Below are 19737 nucleotides of genomic sequence, written 5' to 3'. Positions count from 1 at the left end.
CCGCCCAACCCGGAAGAGGATTCGTCAATCTGAGGGAGTGGCGGTGAAGGTTCCGGCGGCGCTCAGCCCGCTTGCGCCGACATTGGTCCACGTGCCCGTCAGCTTGCCTGCCACCACCGTGCCGGAGAGGGTCACGCTGCCCGCGTAGTCGCCCCAGCCGTAGCCGGTGAAGCTGAACTGGTCGCCGCTCACCCGGCCACTCACCCGCCCGAAGGGGTCATAGACATTGACGGGCGGTCCTGTCTCGGCGGCAATCTCGGCCTGACCGCTCAGGGCATTGCCCCGCTGCGTGAGGCGGAAGCGGAAGACCTGAACCGGGAGCAGCGGGCCTTGCAGCGTCGCCACCCAGAGGCCACTCACGTCGATGGTGGGGGCGGCCAGCGGCGGCGTGCTGCTCCCGCAGGCCGAGAGGCCGAGGGCCAGCGCCGGAAGCAGCATGATTTTTTTCATACCCCAGCCTACCGCGCCCGCCGCGCGTGTCGGTGCCCCGAACTTTGAAACTTGACTTCTCAAGTCGGATTAAGCAGGATGAGCGCGACAGTTGGCTTGCCCGTCCGGTCCGAACACGGCCAGGACAGCGTTTTCTTTTGCCCTTTTCTCCCCGGAGTCCCCATGACCAAGCACCTCAAGACCACCCTCGTCCTCAGCCTCGCCCTGCTGCCCGCCGCCTCCGCCGCCAGCGTGAAGGGGGCCGACGGCGTGACCGTCAATGTCAGCAGCCCGAAGCGCGTGGTGGCGCTCAACGGCACGACCGTCGAGCTGATCTACCGGCTGGGCAAGCAAGGCACCATCGTCGGCACGGACGTAACTGGCACCTATCCCGCCAACAAGCTTCCCAGCGTGGGCCACTGGGCGCAGCTTCCCGCCGAGGGCATCATCTCGCTGAAGCCGGACCTGGTGATCGGGACGGCGGACAACTTCGCCACGCCCAAGAACACCACGCTGGTGGGGCAGCTCCGCGCGGCGGGCGTGAAGGTGCTGGTGCTGCCCGCCACCGACACGGGCGGCCTGGACGGCGTGAAGACGCGGCTGAACCTGCTCTCGCAGGTGTACGGCGTGCCGAGTGCCGCCAGTGCCCTTACCAAGAGCTTCGACACCACGCTGGCCGCCGTGAAGGCCAACCGGCCCAGGGTCGCGCCAAAGGTCGTCTTCCTGTACGCCCACAGCCCCAGTGACGCCAGCATCTACGGGACCGAGGGCGGCGCGAACGAACTGATCGAACTGGCGGGCGGGAAGAACATCGCGCCTTTCAAGGACACCAAGACCCTGACCGCCGAGGCGCTGGTCGCCATGAACCCCGACGCGATCATCATGCTGGACCGGGGGCTGGACTCGGTGGGCGGTCTGGAGGGCGCCCTGAAGATGCCGGGCGTGGCGCAGACGAACGCCGGGCGCAACAGGCGTATCTACACCGTGGACAACTCCATCCGCTGGATCGGGCCGCGCCTGCCCGAGTTCGCGCTGAAGCTGGCCCGTGAGTGGAAGAAGGACTTCGGGCGGTGACCGTGAGCCTGTCCTCCGCCCCGGCCTCGGCGGTCAGCCGTCAGCGGGTCCGGGCACGCTGGGCGCTGGCCCTGCTCCCGCTGGTGCTGCTGGCGGCGGTGGTCTTCGCCGTGGGGACGGGGGCCGTTCACATTGCCCCGGCGCAGGTGGTCTCCATCCTCCTCGCGCCGCTGGGCGTGCCCCCCCTGGCCGCCTATGAGGACCAGCAGGCCGCCGTGCTGTACGCCATCCGGCTGCCGCGCGTGGTGCTGGGGCTGCTGGTGGGCGCGGGGCTGGCGGTAGCGGGGACGGCGATGCAGGGCCTGTTTCGCAACCCGCTCGCGGACCCCGGCCTGCTGGGCATCTCCAGCGGCGCGAGCCTGGCCGCCGCGATGAGCGTGGTGCTGGGCATTCACCTGTTCGGGTCGTACACGCTGCCGGTGATGGCCTTCCTGGGCAGCGTGGTCGCCACCGTCATCATCTACGTGCTGGCGCAGGACCGGGGGCGCATGAACGTCGCCACCATGCTGCTGGCGGGCATCGCCGTGAACGCGCTGTGCGGGGCGGGCACCGGCCTGATGACCTACCTCGCCACCGACGAGCAACTGCGCTCCATCACCTTCTGGCAGCTCGGCTCGCTGGGCGGCGCGACGTGGCCCACGGTGCTGAGCGCCGCGCCGCTGCTGCTGATCGGCGTGCTGGGCCTGCCGCTGCTGGCCCGCGCGCTGAACGCCCTCACGCTGGGTGAGAGCAGCGCCGCGCACCTGGGCATTCCGGTCACCGCCGTGAAATGGGCGGTGGTGGGGCTGGTCGCGCTGAGCGTGGGCGCGGGCGTGGCGGTCGCGGGGGCTATCGGCTTCGTCGGCCTGGTCGTGCCGCACCTGATGCGCCTGCTGACCGGCCCGAACCACGCCACGCTGCTGCCCGCCTCCGCGCTGGCGGGGGCCACGCTGCTGGTGCTGGCGGACCTGCTGGCCCGCACCATCGTGATGCCTTCCGAACTACCCATCGGCATCGTGACGGCGCTGCTGGGTGCGCCCTTCTTCCTGTACCTGCTGCGGCAGGGGCGCAAGGGAGAGCGGCTGTGATCGGGTTTGCGCGCAGGGAGGCCCCCACGCCCCAGCCCGGTGCGCCGTTGGTGGACGTGGCCGACCTGAACTTCAGCGTCTCCGGGCGCGAGCTGCTGCGAAAGGTCACCTTCGGGCTGACCGGCGGCGAGATGCTGGTCGTGCTGGGCCGCAACGGGGCGGGCAAAAGCACGTTGCTGAAGCATCTGACCGGCGAACTGGGCAAAGGCGGCGTGCGGATGTTCGGGCAGACGCTGCGCGACCACGCCCCCGGGGACCTGGCCCGCCGCCGCGCCGCCCTGCCGCAGCAGACGCTGATGACCTTCGCCTACGAGGTGTTGGACGTGGTGCTGCTGGGCCGCATCCCCCACGGGCGGCGCGAGACGGACGAAGACCGCGAGGTCGCCCGCGCCGCGCTGGAGCGGGTGGGCCTGGCGGGCTTCGAGCACCGCAACATCCTCACGTTGTCGGGCGGCGAGCAGCAGCGCGTCCACCTCGCCCGCGTGCTGGCCCAGCTATGGGCGGCCCCTGCCGAGCCGGAAAAGCCCCCGCGCGTGCTGCTGCTGGACGAACCGACCAGCAGCCTGGACCTCGCGCACCAGCACGCCACGCTGCGCCTCGCCCGCGACCTGTGCGCGGAGGGCGTGGGCGTGATCGCCGTGCTGCACGACCTGAACCTGGCCGCGCAGTACGCCGACCGCGTGCTGATCGTCTCCGGCGGGCGCGTCACGGCGCTGGGCACCCCCGAAGAAGTCCTGACCCCCGCCATCATCGAGGACGCCTTCGGCCACCGCGTCGCCGTCACGCCGCACCCCTGTCTGAAGTGCCCGCTGATCGTGAGCGCGCAGTAGGAAGCGGTCAGCATCCGCTCTCCGCTTTTCCTGAACACTGGCGGCTGAACGCTGACCGCTCTCCTCAAGACCACCAAGGAGTCCCATGACCACCCCCGCCCCTACTTCCCGCCCTGGCCGCCCGGCCCCGCGCCTGCTGCATGTCCGCGCCAGGGCGCACCTCACCCCCAACCTGCTGCGCCTGACGCTGGGGGGCGACCTGCAAAATTTCGGCCCCGGCTCCACCTTCAAGCTGCTGATCGTGCCGCGCGGGACAGCCGCCATCCCGCAGCCTCAGCGGGATGCCGAGGGCCACGCGATCTGGCCGGACCCGTCGCGGCGTCCGGTGGTGCGGACCTTCACGGTGCGCTCGGTGGACCGCGAGGCCGGGGAACTGACGGTGGACGTGGTGCTGCACGGCGGTTTTGCCGCACAGTGGGCAGTGCAGGCCGAGCCGGGTGACCCGGTGGGCGTGGCCGGGCCGATGGGTGCGCCGCTGCCCCGCACGACTGGCCCCTACCTGATCGCCGGGGACCACTGCGGGCTGCCCGCCATTGCCCGGATGCTGGAAGAGCTGCCCCAGGACGCCACGGGCGACGTGCTGATCGAGGTGCCCGGCCCCGCCGACGAACTCCCGCTCGCTCACCCGCCCGGCATCCGCCTGCGCTGGCTGCACCGCACGGGGGCGGCGGGCGAGGAGCCGTTGCTGGCCGATGCCGTGCGCGCGCTGCCGCCCCTGCCCCTCACCCCGGACACGTTTGCCTGGGTGGCCTGCGAGTCGGCCAGCGTCAAGGCTCTGCGCGCCCACCTGCGGGAGGACCTCGGCCTGCCCGCCCGCCAGATGCTCCTGATGGGCTACTGGAAGCGCGGCGTGGACGAGGGCACGTATCACGACACCGCCCACTACGACGACGCGGCGGACGAGTACGGGCGCAAGGCGTAGAGCGGCTGAATAACTTCACGTCAAGAAAGAGGGCCGCCGGAGTGAGCGGCCTTTATTGTCAGGGATGCGCACAGTGAGGCTCTTTTCGGGCGTAGACCCAGGCCGCCTCAATCTTTATGGCCGCGGGAGGGTCTATCCGTATCCGTTGGACTTCTACGGATACATCATCCGCAAAGTCGCCCATGACTTGCCCCTCAACGTCGTTCATCTCTTCACGGAGACTCTCGCTTGGTGCGCCTTCGTGGATACAAAAGACCTGAATCCCTTTTCCATCAAGGACAAAGCCTACGCGGCGTATCTCCGGTGTAATTGCGCCGAGCAAAGCGCGGACAACGCTTAAAGTGACGTTCTCTCTTTGAAGAACAATGCCTGGAGCAGCGTTCATAGCTTCCCCCTACGCTTCCCGCTGCCCCGTCACCCAGTACCTGACCCGCTCGGCCACGTTCTCCATATGGTCCCCGACGCGCTCCAGGCTGCGGCCCACCCGCATCAGCATCAGGGCCTTGGAGATGTTGCGGGGATCTTCGAGCATGTAGGTGACCAGCTCGCGTTGAATCTGCTCGTAGAGGTCGTCCACCTCGTCGTCCATCGCGGTGGTGGCCTCGGCGCGGGTCACGTCGCGGTCGGCGATGGCGGTGCGGAGGTTCTGGCTCATCTCGCCCAGGCGCTCCAGCATCCGCCCCAGATTCACGTACCGCTTCAGGGCGGGTTGCTGCGCGAGTTCGGCCCCGTCCTCCGCGACATGCACGGCGTAGTCGCCCATGCGCTCGATGTCGCTGAGACTCTTGAGAATCAGGGCGACCAGCCGCAAATCCCGCGCGACCGGCTGGTGCAGCGCAATGATCCGCAGGCACTCGGCCTCGAGTCTCACTTCCTGCGCGTCCACCTCGCGGTCGATGGCGCGGATTTCATCCAGCCGTTCGGCGCGGCCATGCAGCAGCACTTCCCCGGCCAGGGGCAGCATCCGCTCGACGGTGCCGAGCATGTTCAGGGCACCGTTGAGCACGGCACGCAGGTCAGTTTCGAGGGCTTCACGCATGGGAACTCCTGGGGGGTCGTGGGCGGTGGGCGGCGGGTGGTCGGCGAGCGGGGGCGAGTGCTTTTGCCGAAGCGCCCACACCCCACAACCTACAAGCCATGGCCCACCCCGCCCGGGAGCGTGAAGCAAAAGGCATTCCGCTCGCCGCGCCGTTCCGTCCAGGCCTGACCGCCCCAGCCGTGTACGATGCTGCGCACGATATACAGGCCCATGCCGCTGCCCTGGCCGGGGGCGTGTGGTCCGCGCGTGTGGGCACGGAACAGGCTGTCCGTGCCACCGAGGGGAGAGCCGTGGTCCAGCACCGCGACCTCCACCCAGGTGCCGCGCGGACTGGTCTGGACTTCGACGGGCTGGCCGGGTGGGCCGTATTTTAGGGCGTTCTCGATCAGGTTCAGCAGCACTTGCAGCAGTTTGTCGGGGTCGGCACGCACCAGGTGGTCGGCCCCGAAGGTCAGGCTGGCCTGCCGCGTGGTCAGCTCCGGCGTCAGCAGGCGCTCGGCGCGCGCAAAGGTCTCCGCCAGCGGCAGGGTGCGCGCGCGGGTCGGCCGGAACCCCACCGCGAGGTCCTCGACCAGCCGGGCGAGGCGCTCGACCTCCTGAAGCCCCTGCCGCACGAAGTTCTGGGCCAGGTCGGGCGGCATGTCGTATTCCAGCGCCTCCAGCACGCCGCGCAGCCCGGTGACGGGCGTCCGGAACTCGTGCGAGAGAACGGCGGTCGCCTCGCGCAGTTCAGCCTCTCGGCGGCGGTGCCCCGTGATGTCCTCCACGACCAGGGCACCCTCCCGGCCCTCCCCCGCGCGTGTGGCGGTGCAGCGCAGGGTGCGCCCGCCCACCTCCAGTTCCAGCTCCCCGCCCCGCTCGGCCAGCGCCTCCAGCGTGTGACGGCGCACCACTTCCAGCAGGGAGCGCCCGGCGGCCCGTTCCTGCGGCACCCCCCACAGGCGGACGGCGGCGGCATTCACCCTGGTCACGGTCATGCCGGCCCCCGGCGGTCCTCCCCCGGCGCAGAACAGCAGCACCGCCTGGGGCAACGTGTCCAGCCAGGCGTCGGCCTGGGGCGTGGGATGCGGGGCAGGCCGGGTGTCCATCAGCTGCCCTCCGCCCAGGGGTGCATCCGGTAGCCCTTGCCGCGCACGGTTTCCAGAAAACGGGGCCGGGCCGGGTCGTCTTGCAGGTGGGCGCGCAACTGCGTGATGTGCTGGTCCACGGTCCGTTCCCCGCCCAGGAAATCCGCGCCCCAGACGCGGTCGAGCAGTTCGGTGCGGGAATAGACCCGGCCCGCGTTCTGCATCAAAAAGGCCAGCAGGTCGAATTCCCGCCGGGTCAGATTCAGCCGCCTGCCCGAGAGCCGTGCGTCGGCCGCCCCCAGATCCATGCTCAGCGGTCCGTGGCTGAGCTGCTGCGGCAGGTCGGGCTGGGCGCGGCGCAGCAGGGCGCGCACGCGGGCCACCAGTTCGGCGGCGCTGAAGGGCTTGGTCAGGTAATCGTCCGCGCCGCTTTCCAGGCCCTCCACCCGCTCGGCCTCGGCGGCGCGGGCGGTCAGCATCAGCACCGGCAGGCGGCGCAGGTCGGGGTCGGCCCGCAGGCGGCGCAGGTAACCCAGGCCGCTCTCGCCAGGCAGCATCCAGTCCAGCACCAGCGCGTCGGCGGTCGCCAGCGTGTCCTGCGCGCCCTGCGTCGTTTCCAGCGCACTCACCCGCAGCCCGGCCCGCTCCAGGTGAAAGCGCAGCACCTCCCGCACGGTGCTTTCATCCTCGATCACGACCACGTGGCTCATCACCCTTCATTGTGCGGCGTCAGGTCAGGCGGATGTCAGGGGCAACGAGACAGGCCCTTCAGCTTCACTTCCGAGCGCTTGTCACGGCGCAGCACCAGAAGCTGCCGCGAAATACCCGCGCTGGAGAAGCAGCCAGAGAAGGCGTTCTGCCCGGCACCCTCCAGGGTTCCCGCTCTCGACAGCGGGGCAGACGGCGTGGTGCTGGGGACGCGGCCACAGGCCAGCCGCCCCGGCCGGGACCGGGCGTTCATGGAAGGGGCGGGGTGCCGGGGCAGGCTCAGACGGTCCGGTTCGCCGTCTGTTCGGGGAAGGTCAGGGTGCGCGCGTCGCTCCACAGGCCTTCCAGGTCGTAATACTCGCGGGCGTCCTTGGTCATGATGTGCACCACGATGCTCCCGCCAAAGGCCAGCAACAGCCAGCGTTCGCTCGGCCCCTCGACGCTGGGGCGGGGCAGGCCCACCGCCTGCGCCTTCTCGCGGATGTTCTCCTGCACGGCGTTGAGCTGAAGCCCGGCCGTGGCGGTGCAGATCACGAAGTATTCGAGGGTCGAGGACACGTCGGTCAGGTCGAGGACCACCACGTCCTCGGCGCGGCGTTCCAGGGCCGCGTCCACGATGGCGCGCAGTTGCTGATGGATCGGGTCGTTGTGGGTATTCGGGGTCATCGGTTCTCCGTGGGGGTGGGGGTGGCTTGGGTGGAGGCGCTGCCGTTCAGGGCGCTCAGGGGGTGCAGGGCGGCGAGGCTCTGCCGGGCATCCGTGCCCAGCAGGATACCCACCTCGCCCGCTGCGACGGGGAAACGTTCACCTTGCAGCCGGGGCAGCCCCAGCGTGTCGGCCAGCTCGGTGGCGGCCCGCACGTCCTGCCCGGTAAAGACCTGGCTGGCCTCGCCGCTGGCGGGGGCGCTCTGCACGCTCACGCGAGCATACCCCAGGGTCCGCAGTGCCCGCGCCAGGGCCGGGCCGAGGTCCGCGCCGCTGGCGTCCACGATCCGCACCGTCACGTCCGGAAGGGCCGGTGAAGCCGTGGGCTGGAGCGGCCCGCCCGCTGTGTTCCAGACCTGCGCCAGCGCTTCCCGGTCCACCGCGAGATTGAAGGTGCCCCGGATCGTCTGGGTGGGCAGCGTGGCGAAGGTGAGCTTGAGCTGGGGCAGGTGCGGCAGCAGCGTGGGCAGCAGGTTCGGGTCGGCGTTCGTCTCCACGCCGTTGCCGATGCCCCCCAGGATGGTCGGCAGCGCCGCGAGGCCCTGGGCGGATTTGAGCCGGGCCGCCAGTTGCGTCAGCGCCTGCTTCTGGTGGTCGATCCGGCCGTAGTCGTCCCCGAACCCCTTGCGGACGCGCAGGAACAGCACGGCCTGCTCCCCGTTCAGGTGGTGGTTGCCCGCCGCCAGGCGCAGGTCCACGCCCGCCGCCTGGTCCACCCACTCGATGCCGCCCTCCGGCACCGTCACGTCCAGCCCGCCGAGCGCGTCGATCACCCGCGCCACGTAGTCGGTCCGCACGATCACGTAGGCGTCCACGTGTTCCCCGGTGATGGTCTCGACCGCCTGTGTCAGCGCCCCGGGGCCGCCCGACCAGTACCGGCTGTTCACCTTCTGCGCGGCGGGGGCCTGCCGGGGGTCGTAGTCCCCGACATTGGTGTCGCGCGGGATATTCAGCACGTTGACGTGGGTGCCGTCCACCTTCACCAGCATCAGGGTGTCGGTGTTGGGGGGTTGCAGCAGGCCGGTGCGCTGGTCCTGGTCCTTGCAGGGCGTGCGGTAATAGCAGTACACGATGTCGCGTCCGGCCAGCAGCAGCGTGAAGTGCGGCAGGCCCCCTGCGGGCAACGCGGCCTGAGTGGCGGTGCCCGGCGCGCTCAGGACCGCGAACCCGCCCAGGGTCAGGGCCGCCAGGCTCAGGCCGAACGCCTGCACAGCCCGCAGCCGGGCGCTGCGGCGCGGAAAGGCGAAGTTGAATGCGGGAGGAGCGGGAGGTGGAGAAGCGGTCATGTCGGGGGAAGCAGGTCCGGTGGGGCGAGAGAAGGCGTGCCGTCCTCAGAGTCTGCCGGGGGGGCCGCTGGTGCCAGCCCGGGCAGCGCATGGTAAGAGCGGAGCGTGCGGGGATGCACCTGGATGCCCCGGCCCTGGAGATACGTCACCTTGGAAACGATGGCGCGGTTCAGGGCGGCTTCCAGATCGCACAGCGCGAGTTCGCGGATGTCCTCGTTCACGCCGCGCCCGGGTTCGGACACGTCGGCCACGTACACGCAGGCGGCCACCGGGTTGCCGCCGCGCGGGCCGGTGGTGTGGTCCTCGACGGCCTCCAGCACCACCGGGTCCGCATAGCCCCAGCGTTCCAGCAGCGTGCGCGCGGCCCGGCCATGCAGCGCCAGCGGGTGCGCGCTGTCGATGGCGCACTCGGGCGGCGCGAGGCGCAGCAGTTCGGCATCCGGCAGGTCGCGGGCGATGTCGTGCAGAATGCCCGCTGCGTAGGCGCGGGCCTCGTCCAGACCGTTGGCGCGGGCAATCCGGCAGGCCAGTTCGGCCACGCGCAACACGTGCTCGAAGCGGCGTGGCCGGACCATCAGACGCACCCGTTCATCCCAACCGGCCAGTTCAGCCAGTGGGTGCCGCAGGCCAGGCCGCTCGGCAATCATATGGCCACGTGGGTCATGCGCCACACCATACCCGGAGTATACGCCCGCCCGCGCCGCAGACCCTTATATTCACCCCACGCCCGCTGCCCCCGCCCTTCCGGGAGGCAGCGTCAGGGCGCACCGGCCTGCTGTGGGCTGGCCTTCTGGGACGTGGAGGTCGGGGGGGTGGGGGCAGCGGCGGCGCGGCGCTCCACCGTCAGGCGCACGCTGACCGGTTCCAGGGCCTGCGCGCCTGCCGGAACGCTCAGGGTGACGGGCGCGGTGTAGGTGCCCTCGTGGTAGTCGACCGTTCCGGGAATCTCGCGCAACCGGGCCAGCAATTCAGGGGCGGCGACCACCCGGACATTCCCCGGCTGCACGCTGCGTGCCGTGACCCGCAGCCCCGGCGGCGGATCGTTCAGGACCACGCGCACGCTCTTGACCGGCAATTCCCCGGTGTCGAGGCGGCGCACCGTGACGGTGCTGGGCGTGGTGGTCACGCCCCGGACAGGCTGGCCCGCCGCATTCAGGGCAATCAGGGAGGTTTCGCGGTCCTCGCCCGGTGCGAGGGCCACGGGGCTGCTCACCAGGCGCTGCACGGTCGTGACCACCCGGCCCGGTCCGCTGACGGACGCCTCGGCGGGTGTGACGCTGTAGCGGGGCACGCTCGTCTCGGGGGGCGCGGCCACGCTCAGGGTGACGGGCAGCGTGCGGGTCAGCAACGTGTCCACGAAGCCCTGCACGCGCTCGGGCGTCTGCCGCCGCAGGGTGGTGCCGGTGGGGGCCTGCACCGTCACGGGGCGGGTAAAGCTGCCTTCCGGAACGCCGGTCACGTCCACGACCGCCTCGATGGCGTCGCCCCTCAGCTCGCGCAGGCGCTCTGGGCGGCCACTCAGGGTCACGCGGACGGTCCCCGGCGTCAGGTCGCTGACCGCCCGCGTGCCGACGCCGCGTCCCCCCGTGGTGTCGCTGACCGTGACGGGCACGTCGTAGCCCTGTTCGACATTGGCGCGGCGGTCGGCGGTCGCCACGAACCACAGGACCAGCGCCGCGCCCAGGGCCAGCACCTTGGCGGGCAGGTTGTGCAGCAGCCGCCGCCACGCGTACCGGGGGTCGGCCCAGCGCCCCAGACCGGTCCGGCGACCCGGCTGGCCCCCCGTCATGCGCTGCCCCGTTCGTGGGGGGGACTGCCGGCGGGTCCGTCCGCCTCGCCCCGCACCTCTAGCCCGGCCTCGGGGGGGGGCGGGGCCACGGGTGCGGGCAGGATCCCGGTCAGGTCGGCGCGGTCGTACACCAGCGCCCGCAACTGCTCGCGCAACTCCGAGCCGTTCAGGTCCGGTCCCAGCCGCCCGGCCAGCGCGATCCGCATGCTGCCCCGCTCCTCACTGACCACCAGCACCACCGCGTCGGTGAGTTCCGAGAGGCCGATGGCCGCGCGGTGCCGGGTGCCGTAGCGGCGGTACGTCCCGTCGCTCGACTGGAGGGGAAACAGGCAGCCCGCCGCCACCACCCGGGACCCCTGGAGAATCACGCCGCCGTCGTGCAGCGGGGCATTACGGGCAAAGAGCGCTTCCAGAAAGGGGGCACTGACCACCGCGTCGAGCGTCACGCCGGTCGCCGCGTACTCGCCCAGGGGGGTGCGGCGCTCGATGGCGATCAGGGCGCCCGTCTTGCGTTCGGCCAGGCGCTCCATCGCACGCGCGAGGTCTTGCAGGGCCGCGCCGCCCTGGCTGCCCTCGCGCCCACGGGGGCGGCCCACCCGCTCCAGCGCCGCCCGCAGTTCCGGCTGGAACAGCACCACCAGCGCGAACAGGCCCACGGTGCCCGCCCGGCCCAGCAGATAATTCAGCGTGGTCAGCCCCAGCAGCTGCGACATCATCCAGACCCCGGCAAACACCACGATCCCGCGCAACACGTTCACGGCGCGGGTTCCCACCACCAGCAGATAGCCCTGGTAGATCAGGAACGCGACCAGCAGAACGTCCAGCACGTCTCTGGGGGCTAAAGAACCGAGAGACAGGGACATGCGCGGCGCTCCTTCCCGCCGCGTGGGCATCCGTGCGGCACGCGCCCACTATACGGGCCGCAGGCCCCACCGGCGGCCCCGCCGCACCGGGAGGCGCGTGAGAAAACGGTCAGCGCCGCCTGCCCCCCTCCCGGCCGACCCGGCCTCTACACTGCACCCATGCAACTCCGTTTTCTGGGCCAGAGCGCCTTCCTGCTTCAGGGCGGCGGCCACCGCGTCCTGATCGATCCGTTTCTTCAGGGAACCCCCAAAGCACCTGTCAGCCTACAGGAGGCCCTGGCCTGGAACGTCAGCGCCGTGCTGATCAGCCACGCGCACGGCGACCACTGGGGGAACGCTCTGGATTTCGGGAAAGCGGGCGTGCCCATCATCGGCACCGCCGAGATCGGCCATTACGCGCAGGAGAACGGCGCGGCCAACGCCATCGGGGCCAATATCGGCGGCACCGTGCGGGGCGAGTGGGGGAGCGTGACCTTCACGCCCGCCTGGCACTCCTCCTCCTTCCCGGACGGCACCTACGGCGGGATGCCCACTGGCCTGGTGGTCGAGATGGACGGCCGCAGGGTCTACCACGCGGGCGACACGAATCTGTTCAGCGACATGCGCCTGATCGGGGACCGGGGTCTGGACGCGGCCCTGCTGCCCATCGGTGACCACTACACCATGGGGCCGGAGGAGGCCGCCCGCGCGCTGGAGCTGCTGCGGCCCCGCGTCGCCATCCCCATGCACTACGGCACCTTTCCGGTCCTGACCGGCGACCCGCAAGTGTTCGCGCGGGAGGGCCGGGCGCGCGGCGTGGACGTACGCGTGCTGGAGCCGGGGGAGGAGACGGAGATTTGAGATCAGGGGTCAAGGTGACTTGATTCGGTTTACCCCCAGAGGGGGAAGGGGAGCTTTTCGCTGCGCTCGGCAAGCGTCGTTCGGGGCATTTTCAGGGTGGCTTGGCCTGTGCCGGTTCCGGTCTCAACGCCATCCTTCGCCCCCGTTGGAAGTCCCCGGACCTGCGGCCCAACCGGCTCGGTTGCCTGGAAAGTGGAGATGGAAGGCGGGAATCGGCCCCCTGCTGCCCAGTTTTTCAAAGATGAGTCCGGCTGGGGTGGGGTGGGAGAGGCACTCTCTTGAACAGACAGTGCCTTGCCCCCGACCTACCCCGTTCCCTGAAACTCCACCTGCACGCCCAGTCCGTCGGCTACCTGTCTGGCGCGGGAGAGCAGGGCGTGGGCGGCGGGCAGCAGCGCCCGCTCGGGCCGCTGCCACAGCGCCTGCGCCACCTTGCTCGCCCGGCGCACCAGCAGCACCTCGCCGGGGCGCGCGAGGGTCACGGCGGCCAGCAGGGCCTGGGCGCTCGGGGGCACGTCCGACAGGGGGTCGAGATTCACGTGGGCCGTGACCCGTTCGCCGTGCCGCCGCAGACTGACGCGCGCTTCGGGCAGGGCGGGCCGCTGCTCGATCAGCACGTCCGCGTGGGGGCCGGACGCCGTGGGGGTCGTCCGGCCCCGCCGCGCGTCGTTGGCGAGGTCGTGGGCGGTCAGCATGTGCCGCCGGGTGCGCGGCACGTACGTCACCCGCAGTGCCACGCCGCGCGTTTCCGCCTCGTCCTGCACTTCCCGCGCCAGGTCGCTGAGCAGCCAGGGGCCACGGCCCCGCCCCACCGACGCGATCACCGCCTCGTTGTCTGTGAAGACTGTCAGGGGCTGGCGGGCGGGAGCGTGGCGCACGGCCTCCAGCACGGCGCGCAGCTCGGCGGCGTTGTTGTCCGGGGCGTCCAGCTGGCCCTGATAGCGGGCAGGCAGTTCGGCGGGCAGCAGCAGCACCAGACCCCAGCCCCCGACGCCGTGCCCGTCCGGGCGTTCGTGCCAGCTCGCGTCCACATAGGCCTGATTCATGGGCACCCTCCGGCGCTGTCCTGAAGGTGGGGGGCGGACCGCTCACGGCTGGTTCCCATCGGCCTTCCATCATGCACGCCCCGGCGGGCGCAGAATGCGATACTCGCCGCATGGACGTTCTGGCGCTGTACCGGGAAGCAGGCGCGTACCACGAGGGGCATTTTCTGCTCGCGTCGGGTCGCCACTCGCCCAAGTTCCTGCAATCGACCACCGTGCTGCAATATCCCCACCTCACCGAGCGAATCGGGCAGGCCCTGGCCGCGAAACTGCGGGAGGAAGGCATCGGGGCGCAGCTTCTCGTCGGCCCCGCGATGGGCGGCGTCGTGCTGGCCTACGAGGTGGCGCGGCATTACGGGACGCGCGCCATCTTTGCCGAAAAGGACGGCCAGGGCGGCATGAAGGTCCGCGAGGCCTTCACCCTTGCTCCGGGCGAAACCTTCGTGGCCGTCGAGGACGTGCTGACCACCGGCGGCAGCGTGCTGAAGGCGGTGCGCGCGGTGGAGGCCCTGGGCGGGAAATGCGTCGCCGTCGCCTGCATCGTGGACCGCCGCAAGACGGACGGCCCGCTGGAGGGCTACCCGCTCGTCAGCCTGACCCGCCTGACCTTCGACACCTACGCCCCGGACGAGGTGCCGGACTGGCTGGCCGAGCAGCCCTTGCAGGAGATCTGAGCCTGTGGCCGGCGGGGGGTGGCCGGTAGAGGGCGGTGCTATCTGTCCCACGCGCCCCGGAACTGTTCGGCGGGGGTGGCGGTGTGGGTCAGGGCGTCCCCGTCTGTCGCCCTGAGAAAGCGCCGCACGAGTTCATAGCCCAGCGCGTATCCGGCCCAGCGGGGTAGACCTTCCGCCTCCGAGCCGAAGAACCAGGCGGCGTGGTCGTAGCTGGGCGCGTCCAGTTCGGCCTGCGCCCGCTGCCAGAGGGGTTCCAGCTCGGCGTCGATATGGGCGTAGGGCGGCGGACCTTCCCGGTCCTCTGCCTCGAACCGCTGCGCCAGGCCCTCCGAAACCAGCGCGTCCAACAGGGTCTGGCCGTACCCCGGCCCCCGCCAGCGCCGCGCGTGATGCAGCTCATGGGCCAGGGTCGGCCCCAGTTCCTGCCGCCACGCCGTCCCAAAGCGGGGGTTGGCCGGGTCCAGCGTGATCTGGAGCCAGTTCCCAGTGGGCGTGTACCCACCGACGCCCGTTTCCGGAAGCGTCCAGGTGGGGCTGACATAGACCGCCGCATCCACCCCGTCCAGACCCAGCCGGGCCGCGTACCGGGTCAACGCCGCCTCCGCCACCTCCCGCACCTCGGCGGCCAGGGCGGGGGAGAGGAAGCCGCCCGCGTTCATCAGGTGCAGCACGTTCGCCATGCCTCACGCTAGCCGGAAGGCCAGGTGCCGCGCGTCTGCCGAAGCATGTAGCCCACGCCCCCACAACCCGAAAGCGGCCAGCTTCCCGGTTGGGAGGCTGACCGCTGTGGGCTGGAAGCTGACGGCCCTCAGATCTCCAGCAGCATCCGCGCCGGGTCTTCCAGCACGTTCTTGATGGCGACCAGGAATTGCACGGCTTCCTTGCCGTCGATGATGCGGTGGTCGTAGCTCAGCGCGATGTACATCATGGGCGCGATCACGACCTGACCGTTCTGTGCGATGGGCCGCTCGATGATGTTGTGCATCCCCAGGATGGCGCTCTGGGGCGCGTTGATGATCGGCGTGCTCATCATGCTGCCGAAGGTGCCGCCGTTGGTGATGGAGAAGGTGCCGCCGCTCATGTCCTCCAGCGTCAGCTTGCCGCTCTTGGCTTTCTGCGCGAAGCCCGCGATGGCCTTCTCGATGCCCGCCAGGCTCATTGCGTCGGTGTCACGCAGGATCGGCACGACCAGGCCGCGCTCGGACGCCACCGCGATGCCGACGTCGTAGTAGCCATGGTAGATAATGTCCTTGCCATCCACGCTGGCGTTCACGACCGGGAACTGTTTGAGGGCCTCGGTCGCCGCGCGCACGAAGAGGCTCATGAAGCCGAGCTTCACGCCGTGCTTGGCGACGAACTGGTCCTGGTACTTTTTGCGCAGGTCCATCGCGGGCTTCATGTTCACCTCGTTGAAGGTGGTCAGAATCGCGGCGGTGTTCTGCACGTCCTTGAGGCGCTCGGCGATGCGCTGGCGGATGCGCGTCATGGGGACACGCTGTTCGGGGCGCGCGCCCTGCGGGACCTGGACGGCAGGGGCGGAGGCGGCAGGCTGCGGGCTGGCTGCGGGCTGCGGGTTGCCCCCTTGCAGGCTCACCGGGGCCGCCGCCGATTGCGGCCCCTGGTAGGTCAGGCCGCCCTGGGCCGCGACCACCGCGTCCGCCTTGGTGATGTTCCCCTTCGGCCCGGTCGCCGGAATCTGCGCGGGGTCGAGGTTGTTCTCCACGACCACCTTGCGGACGGCGGGGGAGAGGTCGTCGCGGCGGGTGGCCTCGTTGCCCTGGCTGGCCGCGCTGTCGGGCTGGGTGGCCGTGCCGCCCGCGCTGGTCTCGTTCGCCACAGGACCGCTGGCCTGATCGGGCGCGGGCGTGCTGGCCGCCGGGGCGCTGCCCGCGTCACCGACCGTGCCCAGCACTTCCTCGCTCAGGACGGTGTCGCCCTCCTGCTTGGCCACGCTGGTCAGCACGCCGTCCTGCTGCGCGGTGACTTCCAGCACCACCTTGTCGGTCTCGATCTCCGCGATCACCTCGCCGCGCTTCACGGCGTCGCCGGGCTGCTTGTGCCAGGTCAGGAGCGTGCCCTCGCTCACCGACTCGGAAAATACGGGAACCTTGATATCGGCCATAACGTGTTCCTTTATACCCCTAGCTGGGCGTGACTCGCGTGGGGACGCCCGATACGCAACGCACGAAACCGGGGGGCGAGGGTGGCCCACGGCCTCCACCTCGCCCCCCGGTTCTCCGGCTGGCTCTGCCCCGCGCTGCTGGCCCGCGCTTCTGGGCGGGCCTCAGCCCCCGGCCTCTAGCCCTGCGCCTTGGCTTCCTCGGCCAGCGGGACCTGCGCCTCGATGTCCCTCCGGGTAACAGGTTCGCCCAGGGCGGCGGCGATCACCTGCGCCTGCTCCAGGGTATGCACGCTGGCGTACCCGGCGGCGGTACTGGCCGAGCGCGGGCGGCTGGCGTGCGTGAGGGTCTGGTCCTCGGCCAGCGCCTTCTCCAGGTCCTCCCAGATCATCAGCCACGCGCCCTGGTTTTCCGGTTCCTCCTGCGCCCACACGACCTGCGCGCCGGGGTGCCGGGCGAGTTCGGCGCGCAGGGCCTGGGCCGGGAAGGGATAGAGCTGCTCCAGGCGGACCAGCGCGGTGCCGGCAAAGCCTTCCTTGTCGGCGTCACGCGCCTCCACCAGCTCCCAGTGCAGCTTGCCCGAGCTGATCACCACGCGCCGCGCCCGCTGCACGCTGTCGTCCCCGATCACTTCATGGAAGCGGCCTTCCGAGAGGTCCGTCAGCGGACTCATCGCCAGCTTGTTGCGGAGCAGGCTCTTGGGCGTCATCACGATCAGGGGTTTGCGGTAGGGCCGCAGCACCTGGCGGCGCAGCAGGTGGAAGATCTGCGCGGCGGAGCTGGGCACCACGACCTGCATGTTCTTCTGCGCGCACAGTTGCAGGTACCGTTCCAGGCGGGCGCTGGAGTGTTCCGGCCCCGCGCCCTCGTAGCCGTGCGGCAGCAGCAGCGTCAGGCCGCTGAGGCGCTGCCACTTGCTCTCGCCCGCGCTGAGGAACTGGTCGATCACGGCCTGCGCGCCGTTGGCGAAGTCCCCGAACTGCGCTTCCCAGGCCACCAGGGCTTTCGGCTCGCTGGTGCTGTAGCCGTACTCGAAGGCCACCACCGCTTCTTCCGAGAGGGTGGAATCGATCACCTCCACCCGGCCCTGCTCGGGCGACAGGTGCGCCAGGCCGAGGTATTCCTCGTTCTGGGGGTCCTGCGCGCTCTGGTCGTGCAGCACGGCGTGGCGGTGGACAAAGGTGCCGCGCCCCGAATCCTGGCCGTCCAGGCGTACATTGAACCCCTCGACCAGCAGCGAGGCGTAGGCCAGCATCTCGCCCATGCCCCAGTCGAGCGGCTGCTCACCCTGCGCCATCGCGCGGCGGGCGTCCAGCACCCGCTTCACCCCCCGGTGCGGCTGGAAGCCCTCCGGCACCTGGCTGAGCTTCAGGCCCAGTTCGGTGAGTTCGGCCTGCGGCACGGCGGTGGGCGTGTCCTCGGTCCAGTGGGTGTGGACGTACTCGCTCCAGTCGGCGGCCAGCTTGCTCTGCTCCAGGTTCTCGATCTCCTCGACCACGGCGTCCCCGGCGTCGAGCCGGTCGCGGTAGCGTTCGACGAGCTGGTCGCCCTCGCCTGCCCCCAGCACGCCCGCCTGTTCCAGCGCCTGCGCGTACAGCGCCCGGGTGCCGGGGTGCCCCTTGATCTCGCGGTACATGATCGGCTGCGTCATGGTGGGGTCGTCGGCCTCGTTGTGGCCGTGGCGGCGGAACGAGATCAGGTCGATGAACACGTCCTTGCCGAAGGTCTGCCGGTACTCCAGCGCCAGGTCACCCGCGTAGGCCACCGCTTCCGGATCGTCGCCGTTCACGTGCAGCACGGGCGCGTTGGCGATCTTGGCCACGTCGGTGCAGTAGCGGCTGGAGCGGGTGTCGCGCGGGTCGCTGATCGTGAAGCCGATCTGGTTGTTGATCACGATGCGGACCGCTCCGCCGGTCGTGAAGCCGCGCAGGCGCGAGAGGTTCAGCGTCTCCATCACCACGCCCTGCCCGCTGACGGCGGCGTCCCCGTGAACCGTGATCGGGAGCACCTGCTTGCGCTCGGTGTCCCCCCGGCGGTCCTGGCGGGCGCGCACGCTCCCGTGGACGACGGGCGACACGATCTCCAGGTGGCTGGGGTTGAAGGCCAGTGCCAGATGCATCGGCCCGCCGGGCGTCCGCACGTCGCTGGAGTAGCCCATGTGGTACTTCACGTCGCCCGCGATATCGGGATCGTCGCTGAGCTTCTTCTTGCCCTCGAACTCCGCGAAGAGGTCGGAAGGCTTCTTGCCGAAGATGTTGACCAGCACGTTCAGGCGGCCCCGGTGCGCCATCCCGATGACCGTTTCCTTCACGCCGTATTTCCCGGCCTGCTGGATGATGCGGTCGAGCAGCGGAATAAAGCTCTCGCTACCCTCCAGCGAGAACCGCTTCTGGCCCACGTACTTGATGTGCAGGTAGCGTTCCAGGCCCTCGGCGGCGTTGAGCTTCTGCATCAGGCGGCGGCGTTCCTCGGGGCGGTACGGGCCGCGGCCGCGCGTCGGCTCGATGCGCTCCTGGAACCACCTGCGCTCGGGCGCGGGCAGGTAGTTGAACTCGAACCCGATGGAGCCGCAGTACGTTTCCTGAAGCTGCGCGATCACGTCCCGCAGCGGCCCGCTGAAGGAGGCGTCCTGCACCGGCTCGTTCAGGTCCGCCTCCGAGAGGCCATAGAACTCGGGCGTGAGTTCCGGCACGACCGGCAGGCCGCGCATCTTCAGGGGATTGGTGCGGGCGCTGATGTGCCCGTACACGCGGTAGGCGGTGATCAGCGCACCCGCCGCCTGCTGGGCACCGCTCACACCCTGGGGCGCGGAGACGGCCACACCGCCCCGGCGCCCGGTGCCCAGGTCATAGAAGGCCTGCTGCACCGCCGAATGCGCCGTCTCGCGCGCGCCGCCGCGCAACTCGTCGAAGTACGCCCGCCACTCGGCGTCCACGCTTCCAGGGTCGGCCAGGTACGCCTCGTACAGCCCCTCGATAAAGGCCGCGTTCCCGCCGGACATGATGGTCTGCGACTGCGTCATAACGCCCCCCAGCATACCCTTCCCCCGCCGGCGGACTGCGGTCCAGGCCGCCCTGCCCTGTCCCCGCCCAGGTCACACCTGCCCCCACCCGGTCCCTCGCGGCAAGGCCTTTTCTCATCGGCACGCCCTGCTGCCCCCGGCCTTTCCAGAACTTGCCAGCCCCCTCCTCCCCGCCGGGGCCAGCAAACCTTCATGAGCAGTCGGAAGCGGGGCCTTAAAGGCAATGTCATCCCCGTCAGGTGTCTAGACGGCTATGACT

General features: G+C 70.4%; 20 protein-coding genes. 6 read left to right on the top strand and 14 right to left on the bottom strand.

Translation table 11 applies throughout. From position 1 onward, the window contains the following. Positions 1-24: 24 nt before the first annotated feature. Positions 25-450 (bottom strand): hypothetical protein, encoded by a 426-nt coding sequence (locus DEIPH_RS02415; RefSeq protein WP_034353249.1) that lies wholly within the window; start codon positions 448-450, stop codon positions 25-27. A 162-nt stretch (positions 451-612) separates the two neighbouring features. On the opposite strand from DEIPH_RS02415, the gene DEIPH_RS02410 reads away from it, so the two are divergent. From DEIPH_RS02410 to DEIPH_RS02395, 4 genes are all read left to right on the top strand, one after another. Beyond that, entirely contained in the window at positions 613-1503 is an 891-nt protein-coding gene (locus DEIPH_RS02410) for a heme/hemin ABC transporter substrate-binding protein (RefSeq protein ID WP_034353247.1), read from the top strand. Between the two features lie 2 nt (positions 1504-1505). Then, the gene (locus DEIPH_RS02405) at positions 1506-2570 is read left to right on the top strand and encodes a FecCD family ABC transporter permease (protein ID WP_162833987.1); all 1065 of its coding nucleotides are present in this window, start codon (positions 1506-1508) and stop codon (positions 2568-2570) included. Next, positions 2567-3400 (top strand): heme ABC transporter ATP-binding protein, encoded by an 834-nt coding sequence (locus tag DEIPH_RS02400; RefSeq protein ID WP_235183149.1) that lies wholly within the window; start codon positions 2567-2569, stop codon positions 3398-3400. The genes DEIPH_RS02405 and DEIPH_RS02400 overlap by 4 nt, the downstream gene beginning before the upstream one ends. Positions 3401-3485: 85 nt before the next feature. Continuing rightward, entirely contained in the window at positions 3486-4322 is an 837-nt protein-coding gene (locus DEIPH_RS02395; RefSeq protein ID WP_034353243.1) for a siderophore-interacting protein, read from the top strand. 58 nt (positions 4323-4380) lie between these two features. Here the strand turns inward: DEIPH_RS02395 and DEIPH_RS19545 are convergent, their stop codons facing one another. The 9 genes from DEIPH_RS19545 to cdaA all read right to left on the bottom strand — a co-directional run bounded on the left by DEIPH_RS19545 (position 4381) and on the right by cdaA (position 11779). Then, positions 4381-4707 (bottom strand): hypothetical protein, encoded by a 327-nt coding sequence (locus DEIPH_RS19545; protein ID WP_152544742.1) that lies wholly within the window; start codon positions 4705-4707, stop codon positions 4381-4383. A 9-nt stretch (positions 4708-4716) separates the two neighbouring features. Then, positions 4717-5361, bottom strand: coding sequence for a phosphate signaling complex protein PhoU (gene phoU / locus DEIPH_RS02385; RefSeq protein ID WP_034353238.1), 645 nt, complete (start codon positions 5359-5361; stop codon positions 4717-4719). Between the two features lie 89 nt (positions 5362-5450). Further along, positions 5451-6449, bottom strand: coding sequence for a sensor histidine kinase (locus DEIPH_RS02380; RefSeq protein ID WP_034353234.1), 999 nt, complete (start codon positions 6447-6449; stop codon positions 5451-5453). Next, positions 6449-7138 carry a winged helix-turn-helix domain-containing protein gene (locus DEIPH_RS02375; protein ID WP_034353230.1) on the bottom strand — a complete coding sequence of 230 codons (690 nt, stop codon included), beginning with the start codon at positions 7136-7138 and terminating at the stop codon, positions 6449-6451. The genes DEIPH_RS02380 and DEIPH_RS02375 overlap by 1 nt, the downstream gene beginning before the upstream one ends. Before the next feature lie 277 nt (positions 7139-7415). After that, positions 7416-7802 (bottom strand): ribosome silencing factor, encoded by a 387-nt coding sequence (gene rsfS / locus DEIPH_RS02370; protein ID WP_034353228.1) that lies wholly within the window; start codon positions 7800-7802, stop codon positions 7416-7418. Continuing rightward, entirely contained in the window at positions 7799-9127 is a 1329-nt protein-coding gene (locus DEIPH_RS02365; protein ID WP_034353226.1) for an LCP family protein, read from the bottom strand. Before DEIPH_RS02365 ends, rsfS begins: the two co-directional genes overlap by 4 nt. Continuing rightward, on the bottom strand, positions 9124-9774 hold the full coding sequence (gene yqeK / locus DEIPH_RS02360; protein WP_081790733.1) for a bis(5'-nucleosyl)-tetraphosphatase (symmetrical) YqeK: 651 nt from the start codon (positions 9772-9774) through the stop codon (positions 9124-9126). The genes DEIPH_RS02365 and yqeK overlap by 4 nt, the downstream gene beginning before the upstream one ends. Positions 9775-9884: 110 nt before the next feature. Further along, the gene (locus DEIPH_RS02355; RefSeq protein WP_034353223.1) at positions 9885-10916 is read right to left on the bottom strand and encodes a CdaR family protein; all 1032 of its coding nucleotides are present in this window, start codon (positions 10914-10916) and stop codon (positions 9885-9887) included. Beyond that, positions 10913-11779, bottom strand: coding sequence for a diadenylate cyclase CdaA (cdaA, locus tag DEIPH_RS02350; RefSeq protein WP_051517089.1), 867 nt, complete (start codon positions 11777-11779; stop codon positions 10913-10915). Before cdaA ends, DEIPH_RS02355 begins: the two co-directional genes overlap by 4 nt. A 159-nt stretch (positions 11780-11938) precedes the next feature. Here cdaA and DEIPH_RS02345 point away from each other — a divergent pair, with 159 nt between their 5' ends. Continuing rightward, positions 11939-12619 carry a metal-dependent hydrolase gene (locus DEIPH_RS02345; protein WP_034353220.1) on the top strand — a complete coding sequence of 227 codons (681 nt, stop codon included), beginning with the start codon at positions 11939-11941 and terminating at the stop codon, positions 12617-12619. A 305-nt stretch (positions 12620-12924) separates the two neighbouring features. On the opposite strand, the gene DEIPH_RS02340 is transcribed toward DEIPH_RS02345, so the two are convergent. Then, a complete protein-coding gene (locus DEIPH_RS02340) occupies positions 12925-13665 on the bottom strand; it encodes a ribonuclease HI (protein ID WP_034353218.1) in 741 nt (246 codons plus the stop codon). Between the two features lie 110 nt (positions 13666-13775). Between DEIPH_RS02340 and pyrE the strand changes: the two genes are divergently transcribed. Further along, the gene (gene pyrE / locus DEIPH_RS02335) at positions 13776-14336 is read left to right on the top strand and encodes an orotate phosphoribosyltransferase (protein ID WP_034353215.1); all 561 of its coding nucleotides are present in this window, start codon (positions 13776-13778) and stop codon (positions 14334-14336) included. Between the two features lie 38 nt (positions 14337-14374). Here pyrE and DEIPH_RS02330 read toward each other — a convergent pair whose 3' ends face one another. The 3 genes from DEIPH_RS02330 to DEIPH_RS02320 form a co-directional block, all read right to left on the bottom strand. Continuing rightward, positions 14375-15016 carry a DUF2268 domain-containing putative Zn-dependent protease gene (locus tag DEIPH_RS02330; RefSeq protein WP_034353213.1) on the bottom strand — a complete coding sequence of 214 codons (642 nt, stop codon included), beginning with the start codon at positions 15014-15016 and terminating at the stop codon, positions 14375-14377. Positions 15017-15144: 128 nt separating this feature from the next. Continuing rightward, positions 15145-16458, bottom strand: a complete 1314-nt coding sequence (gene odhB, locus DEIPH_RS02325) for a 2-oxoglutarate dehydrogenase complex dihydrolipoyllysine-residue succinyltransferase (protein ID WP_034353211.1) — start codon at positions 16456-16458, stop codon at positions 15145-15147. 176 nt (positions 16459-16634) lie between these two features. Then, complete coding sequence (locus DEIPH_RS02320) at positions 16635-19478, bottom strand: 2-oxoglutarate dehydrogenase E1 component (protein ID WP_034353518.1); 2844 nt, start codon at positions 19476-19478, stop codon at positions 16635-16637. Between the last annotated feature and the right edge of the window lie 259 nt (positions 19479-19737).

The organism is Deinococcus phoenicis, assembly GCF_000599865.1.
In the GTDB taxonomy this organism is placed as follows: Bacteria; Deinococcota; Deinococci; order Deinococcales; family Deinococcaceae; genus Deinococcus; species Deinococcus phoenicis.
Note: the sequence above shows the minus strand (reverse complement) of the source record. Positions and strands in the feature narration are given on the sequence as shown.

Excerpts from the sequence above, each read along its gene's own strand:
- DEIPH_RS02415 (WP_034353249.1), bottom strand. The coding sequence starts at position 450 with ATGAAAAAAATCATGCTGCTTCCGGCGCTGGCCCTCGGCCTCTCGGCC.
- DEIPH_RS02410 (WP_034353247.1), top strand. The coding sequence starts at position 613 with ATGACCAAGCACCTCAAGACCACCCTCGTCCTCAGCCTCGCCCTGCTG.
- DEIPH_RS02395 (WP_034353243.1), top strand. The coding sequence starts at position 3,486 with ATGACCACCCCCGCCCCTACTTCCCGCCCTGGCCGCCCGGCCCCGCGC.
- DEIPH_RS19545 (WP_152544742.1), bottom strand. The coding sequence starts at position 4,707 with ATGAACGCTGCTCCAGGCATTGTTCTTCAAAGAGAGAACGTCACTTTA.
- phoU (WP_034353238.1), bottom strand. The coding sequence starts at position 5,361 with ATGCGTGAAGCCCTCGAAACTGACCTGCGTGCCGTGCTCAACGGTGCC.
- DEIPH_RS02380 (WP_034353234.1), bottom strand. The coding sequence starts at position 6,449 with ATGGACACCCGGCCTGCCCCGCATCCCACGCCCCAGGCCGACGCCTGG.
- DEIPH_RS02375 (WP_034353230.1), bottom strand. The coding sequence starts at position 7,138 with ATGAGCCACGTGGTCGTGATCGAGGATGAAAGCACCGTGCGGGAGGTG.
- rsfS (WP_034353228.1), bottom strand. The coding sequence starts at position 7,802 with ATGACCCCGAATACCCACAACGACCCGATCCATCAGCAACTGCGCGCC.
- DEIPH_RS02365 (WP_034353226.1), bottom strand. The coding sequence starts at position 9,127 with ATGACCGCTTCTCCACCTCCCGCTCCTCCCGCATTCAACTTCGCCTTT.
- yqeK (WP_081790733.1), bottom strand. The coding sequence starts at position 9,774 with ATGATTGCCGAGCGGCCTGGCCTGCGGCACCCACTGGCTGAACTGGCC.
- DEIPH_RS02355 (WP_034353223.1), bottom strand. The coding sequence starts at position 10,916 with ATGACGGGGGGCCAGCCGGGTCGCCGGACCGGTCTGGGGCGCTGGGCC.
- cdaA (WP_051517089.1), bottom strand. The coding sequence starts at position 11,779 with ATGTCCCTGTCTCTCGGTTCTTTAGCCCCCAGAGACGTGCTGGACGTT.
- DEIPH_RS02345 (WP_034353220.1), top strand. The coding sequence starts at position 11,939 with ATGCAACTCCGTTTTCTGGGCCAGAGCGCCTTCCTGCTTCAGGGCGGC.
- DEIPH_RS02340 (WP_034353218.1), bottom strand. The coding sequence starts at position 13,665 with ATGAATCAGGCCTATGTGGACGCGAGCTGGCACGAACGCCCGGACGGG.
- pyrE (WP_034353215.1), top strand. The coding sequence starts at position 13,776 with ATGGACGTTCTGGCGCTGTACCGGGAAGCAGGCGCGTACCACGAGGGG.
- DEIPH_RS02330 (WP_034353213.1), bottom strand. The coding sequence starts at position 15,016 with ATGGCGAACGTGCTGCACCTGATGAACGCGGGCGGCTTCCTCTCCCCC.
- odhB (WP_034353211.1), bottom strand. The coding sequence starts at position 16,458 with ATGGCCGATATCAAGGTTCCCGTATTTTCCGAGTCGGTGAGCGAGGGC.
- DEIPH_RS02320 (WP_034353518.1), bottom strand. The coding sequence starts at position 19,478 with ATGACGCAGTCGCAGACCATCATGTCCGGCGGGAACGCGGCCTTTATC.